18 protein-coding genes are annotated in these 16,831 nt (G+C 61.1%); 16 read left to right on the top strand and 2 right to left on the bottom strand.

All coding sequences use genetic code 11. The annotated features are described in order from the left end of the window. Positions 1–7: 7 nt before the first annotated feature. The gene (locus tag GXM19_RS11285) at positions 8–136 is read right to left on the bottom strand and encodes a zinc-ribbon domain-containing protein (RefSeq protein WP_082222924.1); all 129 of its coding nucleotides are present in this window, start codon (positions 134–136) and stop codon (positions 8–10) included. Positions 137–599: 463 nt separating this feature from the next. Here GXM19_RS11285 and rpsL point away from each other — a divergent pair, with 463 nt between their 5' ends. The 4 genes from rpsL to rpsJ all read left to right on the top strand — a co-directional run bounded on the left by rpsL (position 600) and on the right by rpsJ (position 4,013). Next, a complete protein-coding gene (gene rpsL / locus GXM19_RS05475; RefSeq protein ID WP_006235012.1) occupies positions 600–977 on the top strand; it encodes a 30S ribosomal protein S12 in 378 nt (125 codons plus the stop codon). Between the two features lie 73 nt (positions 978–1,050). Next, positions 1,051–1,524, top strand: coding sequence for a 30S ribosomal protein S7 (gene rpsG / locus GXM19_RS05470; protein ID WP_006235013.1), 474 nt, complete (start codon positions 1,051–1,053; stop codon positions 1,522–1,524). A gap of 19 nt (positions 1,525–1,543) precedes the next feature. Further along, entirely contained in the window at positions 1,544–3,643 is a 2,100-nt protein-coding gene (fusA, locus tag GXM19_RS05465) for an elongation factor G (RefSeq protein WP_006235014.1), read from the top strand. 61 nt (positions 3,644–3,704) lie between these two features. Further along, positions 3,705–4,013, top strand: coding sequence for a 30S ribosomal protein S10 (rpsJ, locus tag GXM19_RS05460; protein ID WP_022094184.1), 309 nt, complete (start codon positions 3,705–3,707; stop codon positions 4,011–4,013). 116 nt (positions 4,014–4,129) lie between these two features. On the opposite strand, the gene GXM19_RS05455 is transcribed toward rpsJ, so the two are convergent. Beyond that, positions 4,130–4,906, bottom strand: coding sequence for a biotin--[acetyl-CoA-carboxylase] ligase (locus GXM19_RS05455; RefSeq protein WP_006235017.1), 777 nt, complete (start codon positions 4,904–4,906; stop codon positions 4,130–4,132). Between the two features lie 176 nt (positions 4,907–5,082). Here GXM19_RS05455 and GXM19_RS05450 point away from each other — a divergent pair, with 176 nt between their 5' ends. The 12 genes from GXM19_RS05450 to GXM19_RS05395 all read left to right on the top strand — a co-directional run bounded on the left by GXM19_RS05450 (position 5,083) and on the right by GXM19_RS05395 (position 16,819). Further along, complete coding sequence (locus GXM19_RS05450) at positions 5,083–6,042, top strand: 3-oxoacyl-ACP synthase III family protein (RefSeq protein ID WP_006235018.1); 960 nt, start codon at positions 5,083–5,085, stop codon at positions 6,040–6,042. Between the two features lie 52 nt (positions 6,043–6,094). After that, positions 6,095–6,331, top strand: a complete 237-nt coding sequence (locus GXM19_RS05445) for an acyl carrier protein (protein ID WP_006235019.1) — start codon at positions 6,095–6,097, stop codon at positions 6,329–6,331. 2 nt (positions 6,332–6,333) lie between these two features. Continuing rightward, positions 6,334–7,278, top strand: coding sequence for an enoyl-[acyl-carrier-protein] reductase FabK (fabK, locus tag GXM19_RS05440; protein WP_006235020.1), 945 nt, complete (start codon positions 6,334–6,336; stop codon positions 7,276–7,278). Then, positions 7,266–8,192 (top strand): ACP S-malonyltransferase, encoded by a 927-nt coding sequence (locus tag GXM19_RS05435; RefSeq protein WP_006235021.1) that lies wholly within the window; start codon positions 7,266–7,268, stop codon positions 8,190–8,192. Before fabK ends, GXM19_RS05435 begins: the two co-directional genes overlap by 13 nt. 30 nt (positions 8,193–8,222) lie before the next feature. After that, complete coding sequence (fabG, locus tag GXM19_RS05430) at positions 8,223–8,996, top strand: 3-oxoacyl-[acyl-carrier-protein] reductase (RefSeq protein WP_006235022.1); 774 nt, start codon at positions 8,223–8,225, stop codon at positions 8,994–8,996. Positions 8,997–9,035: 39 nt separating this feature from the next. Next, entirely contained in the window at positions 9,036–10,283 is a 1,248-nt protein-coding gene (gene fabF / locus GXM19_RS05425) for a beta-ketoacyl-ACP synthase II (protein WP_040359017.1), read from the top strand. Between the two features lie 3 nt (positions 10,284–10,286). Further along, entirely contained in the window at positions 10,287–10,760 is a 474-nt protein-coding gene (accB, locus tag GXM19_RS05420; protein ID WP_006235024.1) for an acetyl-CoA carboxylase biotin carboxyl carrier protein, read from the top strand. A 9-nt stretch (positions 10,761–10,769) separates the two neighbouring features. Next, the gene (gene fabZ / locus GXM19_RS05415) at positions 10,770–11,192 is read left to right on the top strand and encodes a 3-hydroxyacyl-ACP dehydratase FabZ (RefSeq protein WP_006235025.1); all 423 of its coding nucleotides are present in this window, start codon (positions 10,770–10,772) and stop codon (positions 11,190–11,192) included. Between the two features lie 10 nt (positions 11,193–11,202). Then, entirely contained in the window at positions 11,203–12,546 is a 1,344-nt protein-coding gene (locus GXM19_RS05410) for an acetyl-CoA carboxylase biotin carboxylase subunit (RefSeq protein WP_006235026.1), read from the top strand. Further along, positions 12,533–14,257, top strand: coding sequence for an acetyl-CoA carboxylase carboxyl transferase subunit (locus tag GXM19_RS05405; RefSeq protein WP_006235027.1), 1,725 nt, complete (start codon positions 12,533–12,535; stop codon positions 14,255–14,257). The genes GXM19_RS05410 and GXM19_RS05405 overlap by 14 nt, the downstream gene beginning before the upstream one ends. 40 nt (positions 14,258–14,297) lie before the next feature. Continuing rightward, positions 14,298–15,512 carry a PTS sugar transporter subunit IIC gene (locus GXM19_RS05400; protein ID WP_050766118.1) on the top strand — a complete coding sequence of 405 codons (1,215 nt, stop codon included), beginning with the start codon at positions 14,298–14,300 and terminating at the stop codon, positions 15,510–15,512. A 146-nt stretch (positions 15,513–15,658) separates the two neighbouring features. Then, positions 15,659–16,819: a cation diffusion facilitator family transporter gene (locus tag GXM19_RS05395; protein ID WP_006235029.1), complete on the top strand. Its 1,161-nt coding sequence runs from the start codon at positions 15,659–15,661 to the stop codon at positions 16,817–16,819. The last annotated feature ends 12 nt before the right edge of the window (positions 16,820–16,831 follow it).

Genomic DNA, 16,831 nt, shown 5'->3' with positions numbered 1-16,831 from the left:
TCGCGATTCAATCTCGAAAACAGCATTGCCCAGTTGACAAAACTATAGGAACACCCCCCTGCGGAAGCGGCTTGCCACAGCTTGCGCAGAATCTTGCGTCATCGGGGTTTTTAGTCCCGCATGCTGGACAGAACATCGGTCTCCTTCCCTTGGGTTTCTATAGCTGTTTTCTAAGAATACACTTGCGTTGACGTTCATTGCGAGTTGCGCAACATGAAGAAATGAGTGAGGAACGTTGCCTCGACGAGCATGTCGGATTCCCGGGCCGGGCGGCCTGCGGTTTAAGTTTGTCGCGAGTTCCGCACGAGCCGGAGGCCACTTAATGTGGCCTCCGTGCGAGCCAGGACTGTAGAGCAGCAAACTTAACCCCTGTGCCGCCCGGCCCGGGAATCCGCCCCCGCGCACAGGAGGGGATTCCTTTTGTGTAGGCTTTGCGGAAATATGGCTATTTTGGGATACGCCCGGCGGCGTGGTCTGTTGACGGCACAGCTAACGGCACGTATCCTATCGAACTGCGTGTTTCGTAGGGGGATGCTGACCCCTCGATTCAAGCCGTTGCACTTTACAGAAAGCTGGAATCATTCGAGAAGGAGTACGCTTTGCCTACTATTAACCAGCTGGTTCGCCAGGGCCGTCGTTCCGTGCCCAAGAAGTCCAAGAACGCTGCTCTGCAGCACAACTCCCAGAAGCGCGGCGTGTGCACCCGCGTCTTCACCACGAGCCCCAAGAAGCCGAACTCGGCTCTTCGTAAGGTTGCCCGTGTTCGCCTTGTCAACGGCATCGAAGTTACTGCTTACATCCCGGGTGAGGGCCACAACCTGCAGGAGCACTCCATCGTGCTCGTCCGCGGCGGTCGTGTCCGTGACCTCCCTGGTGTCCGTTATCACGTCATCCGTGGCGCCTACGACGCTGCTCCGGTCCAGAACCGTATGCAGGCCCGTTCCAAGTACGGTGCTAAGCGCCCCAAGGCCAAATAAGCCAGATAACGTTTTGATACTTTCGCCGTGTGCCGCCTAAGCGCCGCACGGTAGACACTTAAGGAGATTTCACATGCCGCGTCGTGCAGCAGCTAATCGTCGTGAGGTTCAGCCTGACGCCGTTTACAACAACCGCCTGGTGACTCAGCTCATCAACAAGGTCCTTCTTGACGGCAAGAAGGCCACCGCTGAGCGCATCGTTTACACCGCTTTCGAGATCGTTGCCGAGAAGTCCGAGGGTGGCGACGCTCTCGCTACCTTCAAGAAGGCTATGGACAACGTCAAGCCCACGCTCGAGGTTAAGCCCAAGCGTGTCGGTGGCGCTACCTATCAGGTCCCGATGGAGGTCAACTCCCGTCGTTCCACCGCTCTGGGTATCCGCTGGATCGTCAACTTCTCCCGCGCTCGCAAGGAGAAGACCATGGCCGAGCGTCTCGCCAACGAGATCCTCGACGCTTCCAACGGCCTGGGCGCTTCCGTCAAGAAGCGTGAGGACGTCTTCAAGATGGCCGAGGCCAACCGCGCGTTCTCTCACTATCGTTGGTAAGTTAAGGTAAGGAACTAACATGGCTAAGCCTAAGTACAAGCTTTCCGATACCCGTAACATCGGCATCATGGCTCACATCGATGCCGGTAAGACCACCACGACCGAGCGTATTCTTTACTACACCGGTAAGACCCACAAGATCGGTGAGGTCCATGAGGGCGCTGCCACCATGGACTGGATGGTTCAGGAGCAGGAGCGCGGCGTAACCATTACCTCCGCTGCTACCACGTGCTTCTGGAATAAGGACGGTAAGGACTACCGCATCCAGATCATCGACACCCCGGGCCACGTTGACTTCACCGCCGAGGTCGAGCGCTGCCTGCGCGTCCTCGATGGCGCTGTCGCCGTCTTCGACGCCGTTGCCGGCGTTCAGCCCCAGTCTGAGACCGTTTGGCGTCAGGCTTCTACCTTCAACGTCCCCCGCATCGCCTTCATCAATAAGTATGACCGCGTGGGCGCTGACTTCTTCAACGCTATCGAGACCATGAAGGATCGTCTCGACGCTAACGCCGTGGCCGCTCAGGTCCCGATGGGCGCCGAGGACAACTTCTGGGGCGTCATCGACCTGGTCACCATGACTGCATGGGACTTCAAGGCCGACGAGAAGGGTATGACCTACCCCGAGCCGATGGACGAGATCCCGGCTGAGTTCGCTGACATCGCTGCCACCAAGCGCGAGGAGCTCCTCGACGCTGCTGCCAGCTTTGACGACGAGCTCATGGAGAAGATCCTCATGGAGGAGGACTTCACCGTCGAGGAGCTTAAGGCCGCTCTGCGCAAGGGCGTTCTGGCCAACGATCTCAACCTCGTCTTCGTGGGCTCCGCCTACAAGAACAAGGGCGTTCAGGAGCTGCTCGACGCTGTCGTCGACTACCTGCCCAGCCCGCTCGACGTTGAGGCCGTCACCGGTACCGATCCGGACACCGGCGAGGAGATCCAGCGTCATCCTTCCTTCGACGAGCCCTTCTCCGGCCTGGTCTTCAAGATCATGACCGACCCGTTCGTCGGTAAGCTCACCTATGTCCGCGTTTACTCCGGCCGCGCCGAGTCCGGCTCCTACGTTGTCAACGCTTCCAACGGTCAGCGCGAGCGCCTCGGCCGCATCCTCGAGATGAACGCCGCCGAGCGTATCGACCGTGACGACGCTGCCGCCGGCGACATCGTCGCTTGCGTCGGCTTCAAGAACTCCACCACCGGCGACACCCTGTGCGCCGAGGGCAAGGAGATCGTCCTCGAGAAGATCGAGTTCGCTAAGCCCGTTATCGACGTTGCCATCGAGCCCAAGACCAAGGCCGAGCAGGACAAGATGTCCCTGGCTCTGACCAAGCTCGCCGAGGAGGACCCGACCTTCCAGGTGTCCACCAACCACGAGACCGGCCAGACCATCATCGCCGGCATGGGCGAGCTGCACCTCGAGATCATCGTCGACCGTCTGCTCCGTGAGTTCAAGGTTGACGCTAACGTTGGTAAGCCCCAGGTTGCCTACCGCGAGACCGCTGGTCACGACGTCGAGAAGGCTGAGGGCAAGTTCGTCCGTCAGTCCGGCGGTCGCGGTCAGTACGGCCACGCCGTCATCAAGCTCGAGAAGATGGAGGAGGGCTTCGGCTACGAGTTCGTCAACGCTATCGTCGGCGGCGTCGTGCCCAAGGAGTACATCCCGTCCATCGACAAGGGCATCCAGGAGGCCCTGAACACCGGTGTTATCGCCGGCTTCCCGGTCCTCGACGTTAAGGTCACCCTGTTCGACGGTTCTTACCACGAGGTCGACTCCTCCGAGGCCGCCTTCAAGATCGCCGGTTCCATGGCTATCAAGGACGCCCTCAAGAAGTCCGACCCGCAGCTGCTCGAGCCGATCATGGCTGTCGAGGTCGAGACCCCCGAGCAGTACATGGGCGACGTTATGGGCAACCTCTCCGGTCGCCGCGGCAAGATCGAGGGCATGGAGGATCGCAAGAACAGTAAGCTCATCCGTGCCAAGGTGCCGCTGGGCGAGATGTTCGGTTACGCTACCGACCTTCGCTCCCAGACCCAGGGCCGTGCATCCTACACGATGCAGTTCGACTCTTATGAGCCTGCGCCCAAGTCCATCGTGGACGAGGTCATGAGCAAGAACGCCTAAGTTCGAGCTCCCTGTTACGTAATCCTGCGAGAACATCTCTCGCACTCTTTGGAGGTTTAAGTTGGCTACCCAGAAGATCCGCATTCGCCTCAAGGGCTATGATCACGAGGTCGTCGATCAGTCCGCGAAGCTCATCGTCGAGACCGCTCAGAAGACCGGCGCTCGCGTTTCCGGTCCTGTCCCCCTGCCCACCGAGCGCAACCTGTACACGGTTATCCGCTCGCCGCACGTGAACAAGGACTCCCGTGAGCAGTTCGAGATGCGCACCCACAAGCGCCTCATCGACATCCTCGACCCTACCTCGGGCACCGTTGATTCGCTCATGCGTCTCGACCTCCCCGCTGGCGTCGACATCGACATCAAGCTCTAAGCGATATCGCTCATAGCTTAAAGGGCCCCGCTGCCGTTACGGTAGCGGGGCCCTTTTGTTTTGAATTTAGATTTTGGGATAGCGAATTCGTCTGCCGAGCCGGCGGCTGCGGCGCCCTATTCGCTCAGGGGGCGCAAGGATGCTTCTTCGAAGTGGAAGACGCACAAGCCGCTCTCGGTCTCAATGCATGCGCGGCCGCAATCGTCGACCGTTCTAAATATGCCTCGTGCCAGCTCGTCTCCAGCGGGGGAGCGGGCGATAACGTGCTTCCCGATCCAATTAAGGTGGGCAATATATTCGTCGTGGACGGGCGCGAGCGGACCGGCATCTTCTTCCTTGGCGTTGAGGCGCTCTGCCCAGGCATCTGCAGCGTCTATAACTGCGTGATAGACCTCATCGAGGAGCATGTCGACGGCAGGTACGCTCTCGTTGAGATCCGAGAGGCCGATTGCCGGCAGGCCGCCATCGGGCACCTCTTGGGGCGCATAGTTCACATTGACGCCAATGCCGCAGACGGCGAAAGGTTTGCCTTCGTTATCGCGTGCGGCCTCGACCAGAATGCCGCCGAGCTTGCGTCCTCGCGCGACAAGGTCGTTGGGCCATTTAAGACGAATCTCGTTTGCAAGACCCTGCTTTTCGAGTGCTTCGAGCACCGCTAGGCCGCTGACGGCGGCAAGACCAGAGAACTTTGCAGGATTAACGCATGGGCGCAGGACAAGCGAAAGCAATAAGTTGCCGACGGTTGAGTCCCACTTGTGCCCGCGCCGGCCGCGCCCTGCTGTTTGAGCCCGGGCGGCAAGTCCTGTGCCGTGCGGCGCTCCCTGTTTTCCTGCTTCGAGCAGGTCATCGTTGGTCGATCCGGTTACGTCGACAATCGTTAATTGGGCATCCATAGCGGCTGCTACCTCCTTATTGAATAAGTGAATGACGCAATGGTGTCGAGAGATAGACACAATGTGAAGCCTTTGTCGCATTTGGACAATTTAATGTTAACACGTCAACAAAGACTGAAATGCGTTATCCTCTCTTGGTCGATGTAAACACGTCAACAACTCAAAGGAGGTTAGTGATGGGTTTCACGATTCTTGGAACAGGCTCGGCGCTTCCTGAACACAGTGTTTCCAATGACGAGCTGTCTGAGTTCCTCGATACCTCGGATGAGTGGATTTTTACCCGCACGGGTATCAAGAGCCGCCACGTCTGCACCACCGAGTCACTTGACGACCTTGCCGTAGCGGCGAGTGAGCGGGCACTCCAGGTGTCCGGAATCGACGCGAGCCAGCTGGATCTGATCGTCTGCTCGACGACGACGGGTGACCACCTTGTTCCCGCTGAGGCGTGTGCCGTTGCTGAGCGACTAGGCGCGACGTGCCCTGCCTTCGATGTCTCGGCGGCTTGTGCCGGCTTCGTATTTGCGCTCGATGTCGCCGAGGGCTATATCGCCCGCGGTCGCGCCGAGCGCGTGCTTGTCGTTGCTGCCGAGCAGATGACGCGCGCGCTCGACTGGACCGACCGTGCCACCTGCGTGCTCTTTGGCGATGGGGCAGGCGCCGCAGTGATTGAGGCTGGGGGAGACAGTCCCCTTGCCATTGAGCTTTCGACGGCGCCCGACGTCGAGACGTTGCGCGTTCCCGGTCTGGTCGGTACCTCGCCGTTTAAGGCTTCCGCAGATAGCGCGAGCGTGCTGTCCATGAACGGCCGCCGCGTGTTCAAGTTCGGCGTCAACGCCATCTGCGACACGGTCCATAAGCTTGCGATCGATGCGGGCATTTTGGTCGAAGACATCGATCATTTTGTATTCCATCAGGCTAACGAACGAATCCTGAGCCAGGCGGTCAAGCGCCTGGGCGTGCCGGACGAGCGCGTGGTTCGCACGTTGCGCGAGACCGGCAACATTTCGAGCGCATGCATTCCGCTTGCCCTCGACCGGCTGGCAAACGCCGGTGCACTTCACACAGGCGACACCATCGCCTTGGTTGGATTTGGCGCCGGTCTGGATATAGGTGGCTATCTGCTTCGTTGGAAGTAGTCGCACATAGGAAATAAAAACGCCCCTAGGGCACAACCAAAGGAGAACTACCATGGCAGATCAGAAGACCTTCGAGCGCGTTTGCGACGTTATCCGCGAGACCGCCGGTCTTGACGATGTCGAGATGAAGCCCGAGTCCACGCTCGAGGAGATTGGTCTCGACAGCCTGGGCACCGTCGAGATCCTCGTTGCCGTCGAGGACGAGTTTGGCATCCAGCTCGATACCGAGGAGAACCCCAAGACGGTCGGCGAGTTCGCCGATACGGTCGAGGCGGCATTGGAGAAGTAGAGATGCTCAAGACTCCTCTCTGCGATCTGCTCGGCATCGAAAAGCCCGTGTTCCAGGGCGGTATGGCCTGGATTGCCGATGCCTCGCTGGCGTCCGCAGTGTCCGAGGCGGGTGGCTTAGGCATCATCGCGGCCATGAACGCCGACGCCAACTGGCTTCGCGACCAGATTCATGAGCTGCGCGCCAAGACGGATAAGCCCTTTGGCGTGAACGTCATGCTCATGAGCCCGTTTGCCGACGAGGTTGCACAGGTCGTGATTGACGAGCGAGTGCCGGTCGTCGTGACGGGCGCCGGCAATCCCGCCAAGTACATGAAGGCGTGGAACGAGGCGGGCATCAAGGTCATCCCGGTCGTTGCCTCGGTGGCGCTGGCGCGCCTCGTGGCACGTCGTGGAGCCACGGCGGTTGTTGCCGAGGGTACCGAATCGGGCGGCCATATTGGCGAGACCTCGACGATGGCACTGGTGCCGCAGGTCGTCGATGCGGTTGACATTCCCGTCGTGGCCGCCGGCGGTATTGCCGACGGCCGCGGCGTGGCGGCCGCCTTTATGCTGGGCGCCGAAGGCGTGCAAGTGGGTACGCGCTTTCTGGTCGCAGACGAGTGCACCGTCTCGGAGCAGTACAAAGAGATGGTCCTGAAGGCCAACGACACTTCAACGCGTGCGACCGGTCGCTCGACGGGACATCCAGTGCGCGCCCTCAAGAGCCCCTTCACCAACGCCTATGCCAAGAGCGAGGGTTCCGGCGCGAGTGCCGAGGAGCTCGGTGCTATGGGAACCGGTGCGCTGCGTAAGGCCGCCAAGGACGGCAACTACGAAGAGGGTTCGTTTTTGTGTGGACAGATTGCCGGCATGGTCAACGAGCGCCAGAGCGCACGCGAAATCGTTGACGACCTGGTCGATGGCGCCGAGCACGTCCTGAAGGGTGCGTGCGCATGGGTGGCGTAGCGTTTTTGTTTGCCGGCCAGGGTGCCCAGCACCCCGCGATGGGCGTCGACTTGATCGAGACATCGCCGGCGGCCGCCGAGGTGTTCGCCATTGCCGACGAGGTGCGCCCGGGGACCAGCGAGCAGTGCCGGAGTGCCTCCAAGGAGGAGCTCTCGCAGACCGAGAACACGCAGCCTTGCGTGTTCGTGCACAACTTGGCTGTCGCCGTCGCCCTGCGCGAGCGCGGCGTGGTGCCTGCCGCCTGTGCGGGATTCTCGCTGGGCGAGGTCGCTGCACTCACCTTTGCGGGGGCATTCGATACGCGAGCGGGTTTTGAGCTCGTGTGTGAGCGCGCGGCATTGATGGCCACGGCGGCCGAGCGTCACCCCGGCGGCATGCGCGCCGTCATCAAACTTGATGCTGCGCAAGTCGAGAACCTGGCTGCGCAGGCCGGCGAGGACTGCTGGCCGGTCAACTACAACAGTCCCCAGCAGACGGTTGTGGCCGGAGCGCCCGATGCGCTGCAGACCCTCGACGTCCTAGTAAAAGAGGCTGGCGGCCGCGCCATGAAGGTCGCGGTGTCGGGTGCATTTCATAGCCCCTATATGGCCGAGGCGACCTGTGGCCTTGCCGCATATATTGAGGCCGGTCACGCGCCGTCCCCGTTGCTCATTCCTGTTTTGGCAAATATGACAGCGGCGCCCTATCCGGCGGATCCCCAGACGGCATCGGATGTCTTGGCCAATCAGGTGAGCCATGCCGTACGCTGGGTCGATACGCTGCATGCTCTGCAGGATCAAGGCATCGACACATTTATTGAGGTCGGCCCCGGCAAAACGCTGTCCGGCCTGGTCAAGCGTACGCTGAGCGACGTTCGTGTGTATTCGTGCGAGACGGCCGAGCAGGTCGCAGCTATTGCCGACGAGCTCGCATAGTCCACAGGGCTGTAACCCGAAAGGAATGACATGGGCAACTTGAACAATGGCGCGCTCGAGCGCAACGACTCACGTCGCGTGGCACTGGTCACGGGCGGCTCGCGGGGTATCGGCCGCGCCTGCGCTATCGGTCTGGCGGAGGATGGCTACGATATCGCCGTCGTCTATGCCGGCAGCGTCGATGCGGCGCGCGAGACGTGCGACGCCTGCGAGGCGGCTGGCGCCACGGCGCGCTCATATCAATGCGACGTGGCCGACCCCGCTGCCGTCAACGCGTGCGTGGAAGCGGTCCTCAACGACTTTGGCTCCATTTGGGCGCTCGTCAACAACGCTGGCATCACCCGCGATGGCCTGCTCATGCGCATGGGCGATGACGCCTTCGATCGCGTGCTCGATGTCAATCTTAAAGGAACGTTTAACACGACGCGCGCGCTCACCAAGACCTTTATGCGCCAGCGCGGCGGCTGCGTCGTCAACATGAGCTCGGTCGTGGGCCTGATGGGCAATGCCGGGCAAGCCAACTACGCTGCCTCCAAGGCGGGCGTGATCGGCCTGACCAAGGCGGTGGCGCGCGAGCTTGCGCCCCGCGGCGTACGAGTGAACGCGGTTGCCCCCGGGTTTGTCGAGACGGATATGACGGCAAAGCTCTCGGAGAAGGTGCGTGCGGCGTGCGAGGAGCAGATTCCCCTGAGGCGCATGGCGCGTCCCGAGGAAGTGGCCGGCGTGGTGCGCTTTTTGGCGAGCGACGCGGCTGCCTACATTACGGGCGAAGTCGTACGCGTCGACGGCGGAATGGCGATGTAGAAACCAGGGCCGAAGAACGGCTTGGATGAGGAGACCATGATGGAACAGAGAGTTGCAATCACCGGTATCGGTGCCGTGTCGCCGCTCGGCAACACCGCGCTTGCCACCTGGGCGGCCATGTGCGCCGGCACGTGCGGCATCGGCCCGATCACGCACTTCGATACCGATGCGTTTGCCGTCAAGGTGGCAGCCGAGGTCAAGGGCTTTGACAGCAACGAGTACTTTGGCAAGCGTGACGCCAAGCATCTCGACCCCTGCGTTCAGTTTGCGATGGCGGCTTCGGACGAAGCCATGCACGATGCGGGCTTTGATGTCGAAGGCGCCATCGATCGCGAGCGCCTGGGCGTCTACGTGGGCTCGGGCGTGGGCGGCATGACGACGCTCGTCGACAACGTCCATACGATTGCCGAACGTGGGCCCCGCCGCGCATCGCCCTATATGATCGCGATGATGATCCCCAACATGGCATCGGGCAATATCGCAATCCGCCACAAGGCAAAGGGCCCGACCCTGCCCGTGGTGACCGCGTGCGCAACCTCGGCCCATGCGGTGGGCGAGGCGTTCCGCGCCATCAAGCACGGCTATGCCGACGCGATCCTCGCGGGCGGCGCCGAGGCTGCAATTATCCCCGATGCCGTTGCGGGCTTTACGTCCTGCCGCGCATTGACCACCAACCCCGATCCCGCGACGGCCTGCCGTCCGTTCGATGCAGACCGCGACGGCTTTGTGATGGGCGAGGGCGCCTGCGTGCTGGTACTCGAGAGCATGGAACATGCGCAGGCGCGCGGTGCGCACATTTATGCCGAGGTCGTGGGCTACGGCAACACCGATGATGCCTATCACATCACGAGTCCTGATCCCGAGGCTGCCGGCATTGCCCGCGCGATATCGCTGGCGGTGACCGAGGGCGACGTCAAGCCTTCCGAGGGTCTCTACATCAATGCCCACGGCACATCGACCAAGCTCAACGATTCGTCCGAGACGACGGGCATTAAGCGTGCGCTCGGCGAGGACGCGGCGCGCGCCGCGCACGTCTCGTCGACTAAGTCGATGACCGGCCACATGATCGGTGCCACGGGCGCCATCGAGGTCATGGCCTGCGCCATGGCGCTCGAGCAGGGCGTGGTGCCGCCGACCATTAACTACCACACGCCCGATCCCGCCTGCAATCTTGACTACACGCCCAATCGCGCGGTTCGCGCCGACCTTACCTGGGCGCTTTCGACCAACCTGGGCTTTGGCGGACACAACGCCGCCATCGCGCTGCGTAGATATACGAGGAGCTAGAGCATGGATTCCAAAAGACTTGCCGAGATAGCCGATGTTATGGAGGACCGCGGCCTCACGCGCGTACGCGTTGAGGAGCCCGATGGCACCGCGGTCGAACTCGAGCGCGCGAGCGCCGCACAGCCGGTTGCCGCGCCCATGCCCATGCCGAGCGCTATGGCCGCTCCAGTTGCAGCTCCCACAGTCGCGCCTGCCGCACCGGAGCCCGCCGCGCAGACACCTGCCGCCGCACCGGAGCCCAAGGGCACCGAGGTGACCGCTCCCATGGTCGGCGTTTTCTATGCTGCCCCGGCGCCGGGCGACGAGCCGTTTGTGCACGTGGGCTCTAAGGTCAAGGCCGGCGAGACGCTCTGCATCATCGAGGCCATGAAGGTTCTCAACGAGGTAACGGCAGAGGCAGACGGCGAGGTGCTCGAGATCTGCGTGGCCGACGGCGACCTCGTGGAGTTTGGCAGCTGCCTCATGAGGATCGGATAGGTGATATCCATGAACAAAGAAGAGCTTAAGGAACTGTTGCCGCATCGCGAGCCGATGCTTTTGCTCGACGAAGCCGAGCTGGTGGGCGACGAGGCCCACGGCAAGATCACGATTACGGGCGACGAATACTTTTTGCAGGGGCATTTTCCGGGAAACCCGGTGGTCCCCGGCGTGATCCAGTGCGAGATGCTCGCCCAAAACTGCTGCGTGCTGCTGATGGGCGATGAGGAGGCGCGCGGCGCGACGCCGTTCTACACGAGTCTGGACAAGGTGCGCTTTAAGCGTCCGGTGCGCCCGGGCGACACGGTGGATCTGGTGTGCTCCATCACGCGTGCGCGCGGGCCGTTCCGCTTTGCGACGGGTACCGCGAGCGTCAACGGTGAGGTTTGCTGCCGCGCCGATATGTCTTTTGCACTCATGCACGAAAGTTAAGGAAGGCTCCATGTTCGACAAAGTGCTCATCGCCAACCGCGGCGAAGTCGCGGTCCGTGTTATCCGCGCGTGCCGCGATATGGGCATCAAGACCGTCGCTGTTTATTCCACGGCCGATGCGGACGCGCTGCACGTGCAGCTTGCCGACGAGGCGTATTGCATCGGTGGCCCGCGTCTTGCCGAGAGCTACCTCAACGACGATGCCGTGCTCACCTGTGCCGTAAAGTCGGGAGCTAAGGCAATTCATCCCGGCTATGGCTTCTTTTCCGAGAAGGCGAGCTTCGTGCGCGACTGCGACAAGTATGGCCTGGCGTTTGTTGGTCCTTCGGCCAAGGTGATCGACAGCATGGGCGACAAGGACGCCGCACGTCGAACGGCTGCCGCGGCGGGCGTGCCCATCGTGCCGGGCTGCGATTTGCTCAAAAGTCCCGAGGAGGCAACGGCCGAGGCTGAGCGCATTGGCTGCCCCGTGCTTATTAAGGCGCGTGCGGGCGGCGGCGGTCGCGGTATTCGTAAGGTCGAGCGCGTGGAAGATGCGGCAAAGGCCTTTATTGAAGCACGAGCCGAGGGCGAGGCCGTTTTTGGCGACGGCGAGTGCTACATGGAGAAGTTCGTCGCGCCGGCGCATCACGTTGAGGTACAGATTATGGCCGATAAGCAGGGCCATGTGTTTTCGCTCGGCGAGCGCGAGTGCTCGGTGCAGCGGCGCAACCAAAAGCTAATCGAGGAGAGCCCCGCGCCGTGCCTCGACGGACACGACGACATTCGTGCTCGCATGCACAAGGCAGCGCGTGACCTGGCTCGTGCCGTCGGCTACGAAGGAGCCGGTACCATCGAGTTCCTGTATTCGGACGACGGCAATTTCTACTTTATGGAAATGAACACGCGCTTGCAGGTGGAGCATCCGGTTACGGAGTTTGTGACCGATACCGACTTGGTCAAGTGGCAGCTGCGCGTGGCAGCCGGCCAGCCTCTGCCCTTTGAGCAGGAGGACATGCCGGTCCGCAACCACGCCATGGAGTGCCGCATCAATGCCGAAACGCCGGACTTTCTGCCGTCATGCGGAACGGTCACCGCGTTGCGTGTGCCGGGTGGTCCGCGCGTGCGCTGGGATTCCGCCATGTTTACCGGTGCTAAAGTTCCGCCGTACTACGACTCCATGCTTGGCAAGCTCATCGTGTGTGCGCCCACGCGTGACGGCGCCATTCGCAAGATGCGCTCGGCCCTGGGCGAGCTCGTGATTGAGGGCGTGAGCGAAAACAGCGAGCTTCAGCTCGACGTGCTGGCAAACGACGAGTTCTTGTCGGGCATGTATCACACCGATCTGATGGGGCATCTCTATGCTGATGAATAGAAAAGCGAAGACGGTCAACGTCCTCGAGGGACCGATGACCGAGTCGTGCGCCGAGTTTCCCGCGCGCCACGTGTTTATCAAGTGCCCGGAGTGCCGCCGCGTGATCGATGAGGCGCGCCTGCACGACAACCTCGAGGTCTGCCCTCGTTGCGGCAAACACTTTCGCGTGAGCGGGCGCGACCGCATGCGCATGACGATTGACGAGGGCACGTTTGAGGAATGGGATGCCAGTCTGGCGCCGGAGGACTTCCTCTCGTTTCCCGGCTATGCCGACAAGCTCAAGAGCGTGAGCGAGCGTTCGGGCGAGCACGATGCCGTTGTGTGCGGCAGGGGCAAAATCTGCGGTTGCGATACCGCGCTCTTCTTTATGGACGCCAACTTTATGATGGGCTCGATGGGTTCCGTGGTGGGCGAGAAGATCTGTCGCACATTTGAGCGAGCGACCGAGCTTGGATTGCCAGTTGTCGGCTTTACCGTTTCGGGCGGTGCGCGCATGCAAGAGGGCGTGACATCGCTTATGCAGATGGCCAAGATTTCTGCGGCGGTTAGGCGCCACAGCGAGGCGGGCGGCCTGTATATCACGGTGCTCACCGACCCCACGACCGGAGGCGTAACCGCGAGCTTTGCCATGGAGGGCGACATTATCCTGGCCGAGCCCGATGCCCTGACGGCATTTGCCGGCCCGCGCGTGATCGAGCAGAACATGCACAAGCGCCTGCCCAAGGGATTCCAGCGCTCCGAGTTTTTGCTGGAGCACGGCTTTTGCGATGCCGTTGTTCCGCGTGGTGAGATTGCGCTCACGGTAGGCGAGCTGCTGGCGCTGCACGAAGGGCACGCGCCCGGCCTGGGGGCACCGCATGAGATCGTGCATACGGGTCGCCGCGGCAAAAAGCTGGGACACTTGTTCAAGCGCTCGGCCGCACCAAAAACCGCGTTCGAGATTGTCAAGCAGACCCGCTCGGCAGATCGCGCCACGGCAGGCGAGATGATCTCGCTGGGCCTGGATGGATTTGTGGAGCTGCACGGCGACCGCTACTTTGGCGACGACGCTGCTGTGGTGGCTGGCATTGGCTGGAAAGACGGACGCCCCGTAACGGTCATCGCCATCGAGCGCGGCACCACGACCAAAGAGCGCATGCGTCGCAACTTTGGTATGGCACATCCCGAGGGCTACCGCAAAGCGCGTCGCCTGATGCGCCAGGCCGAAAAGTTTGGTCGACCGGTTCTGTGCCTGGTCGATACTTCGGGCGCGTTTTGCGGCATCGGTGCCGAGGAGCGCGGCCAGGGCGAGGCGATTGCCCAGAATCTCATGGAGATGAGCGGCCTTAAGACGCCGATTGTCTCGGTGGTGACAGGCGAGGGCGGCTCTGGTGGCGCGCTGGCGCTATCCGTGGCCGACCGCATCCTGATGCTCTCGAGCTCGGCCTATTCGGTCGTGAGCCCCGAGGCCTGTGCGTCGATCCTGTGGAAGGATACCGAGCGCGCGAATGAGGCCGCCGAGGCACTTAAGCTCACGGCCCCCGATCTGTTGGCGCTCGGCATCATCGACGGCATTGTTGACGATAGGGGCCTGTCGCATGAGGAGATCGCCGGTGCCGTCATGTCCTCGGCATTTGATGCCTTCGATACGCTTGGGCAGCTCGACGACGCGACCCTCACAAACCTCCGCTACGAAAAGTACCGCGCAATCGGTCAGTACCGCACGATGTGACAAAGGGAAAGCTCGCATGTCACATTGGGAAAGGCGTTCCATGTCACAAGTTTCTAACACCTCGTTTACAACGTCGGTTTCATCAAACGCCATGGCCGTGGTGGACTATCTGTCCAAAAGCATGATGTCGGCGCTGCCGTTTATTGTCTGCGCGGCGTTGTTCCGCACCGTCGCCGTCATTATGGGCGAAGGCATGCTGGGCCTGTGGTCTGCCGATTCCGATATCTATCGCCTGTTCTACAGTTGGCTCTATAACGCCGGCTACTACTTTTTGCCCATTTATCTTGGTTGGGCGGCCGCCCGCCAGCTCGGTTGCTCGGAGCAGCTGGGCATGATGCTGGGCGGCGTATTGATTGCACCCGATTTACTCAAGCTTGTCGATGCCGCATCGACGACGGGGGCATCGATGACTTCCGTGTATGGTCTGCTTCCCGCGCCGGTCAACGATTACACGACGACTGTTATTCCGATTCTCATCTCGGTGCCCGTGCTATGGCGAGTGGAGTGTTTCTTTCAGCGCGTTATCCCTAAGGCCGTGGCGTTTTCGTTCGTTCCGTTTGCGACCATGCTTGTCATGGTTCCGGTTTCGCTGTGTATCACGGCGCCGGCGGGCAGCTATCTGGGCATGCTGTTGGGCCAGCTTATGTTTATGCTTGGCAATTCCGGTGGCATCGTGTCGCTGCTCACGCTCATGGGGCTTGCCGCGGGTTGGGAGTTTCTTAAGATCGCGGGTGTCAGCAACGTCGTTCTATCGCTTGCGTACGCGCAGTTTATGAGTGTGGGAACGGATTCGTGCATCCTGATCGCCGCGACGATGGCAACGTTCGCCGTTTGGGGCATGCCCTTTGGCGCGTCGCTTCGCGTTGCGGATAAGGACGAGAAGGCGCTCATGCTGGGCTATTCAATCTCGGGTGTTCTTGGCGGCGTAAGCGAGCCGGCGCTGTACGGTTGCGGCTTTAAATATGGCAGGTGCCTGACGTGCATGGCCATTGGCGGCGCCGTCGGAGGCCTTGTTGCAGCCGTGGGCCACGTTACGGCCTATACCATCGGCATGACGAATGTCTTCATGGTCATTGGCTTTGCCACGGGCGGCATCTCGAACCTGCTGTGGTGCTGCGCTGCCGGCGGTGTGGCATTTGCGGTGTCTGCGGCGCTGAGCTACTGCTTTGGCGTGGTGCCGGCGAAGGGGCAGACGATGGGGGACGGAGCCGATTCACCCGAAACCTCGAAGAGCGTGGCCGAAGTAAGCGCGTAAACCTGTGCGACACAAGGACGATTCCTTTGCCATGCTCCAAGGCCGTGGCCCGTGTGGGTCGCGGCCTTTTTGTATCTGAAGGACAAAGTGGCTACACTACAAACCGTTTGAGCAATAGATATATATAGGCAGTACCGTGGGGGCTGATGAAGATGGTCGAGTGGATCGTTCGTCGTGCGCAGGGCGACCGTGCGCGCGTGGGCACGTTGACGGGCATGGTGTGTATTCTCGCTAATGTTGCGCTTTGTGCTGCGAAGGGCGCAATTGGTGTGCTGTCGGGATCGGTTTCGATTGTGGCGGATGCCATGAACAACCTGTCCGATGCCAGCTCGAATATCGTGAGTGTGCTGGGCTTTAAGCTGGCGAGCAAGCCGGCGGACCCCGAGCATCCTTACGGACATGGCCGCTACGAGTATCTCTCGGGTCTGGTCGTGGCGGCGCTCGTGCTGCTGATCGGCGTTGAGCTGGTGAAGTCCTCGGTTGAGCGCGTCATCCACCCCGAACCTGTCGAGTTCTCGCTTGCCCTGGTGGCAGTTCTAGTGCTTTCGATGATTGTTAAGCTGTGGATGGCAGCCCTCAACCAAAAGCTCGGTGACCGCATTGAGTCCGAGACGCTGCATGCGACCGCTCAGGATTCCAAGAACGATGTCCTTGCTACGGGTGCTGTGCTGGCGTGCGCAATTGTTTCCCAGGTGACGCATATCAATCTTGATGCCTGGGTTGGACTTGCCGTTGGCGCCTATATTGGCTGGAGCGGCTTTGAGCTTATCCAAGATACGGTGAGTCCGCTTTTGGGCCAGGCACCCGATCCCAAGTTGGTAAAGCACATTCGAGACAAGATCATGAGCTATCCCGGCGTTTTGGGCGTTCATGACCTAATGGTTCACGACTATGGCCCGGGCAGGAAGTTCGCAAGCGCTCACGCCGAGATGTCAGCCGAGGCCAGCCCGCTGGAAAGTCATGACACGCTCGATAACATCGAGCAGTCGTTTAGGGACGAAGACGGCATGATCGTCACGCTCCATTACGATCCCATCGTGACCGACGATTCAAATGTGGCGAGCATGCGCCTGCGCATCAACGCTATGGCCCAGGAGATTAATAGCCGCCTTTCGATTCACGATCTGCGTTGCGTGCCGGGCCCTACGCACACCAACGTGATCTTTGACTGCGTGCGTCCCTCGGATCTGCAGATGAGTGCCGAAGACGTAAAGCACGCGCTGGCACAACGGGTCGAATCGGAATATCCCAAGTCGATTGCCAAGATTACGATCGACGAAGACTACGTAGGACATACCCACGAGTAAGGCTGTGCCGGC

It is taken from the genome of Collinsella aerofaciens ATCC 25986 (assembly GCF_010509075.1).
Taxonomy (GTDB): Bacteria; Actinomycetota; Coriobacteriia; order Coriobacteriales; family Coriobacteriaceae; genus Collinsella; species Collinsella aerofaciens.
The sequence above is the reverse complement of the archived record's forward strand: the minus strand, read 5'-3'. Positions and strand labels throughout refer to the sequence as shown.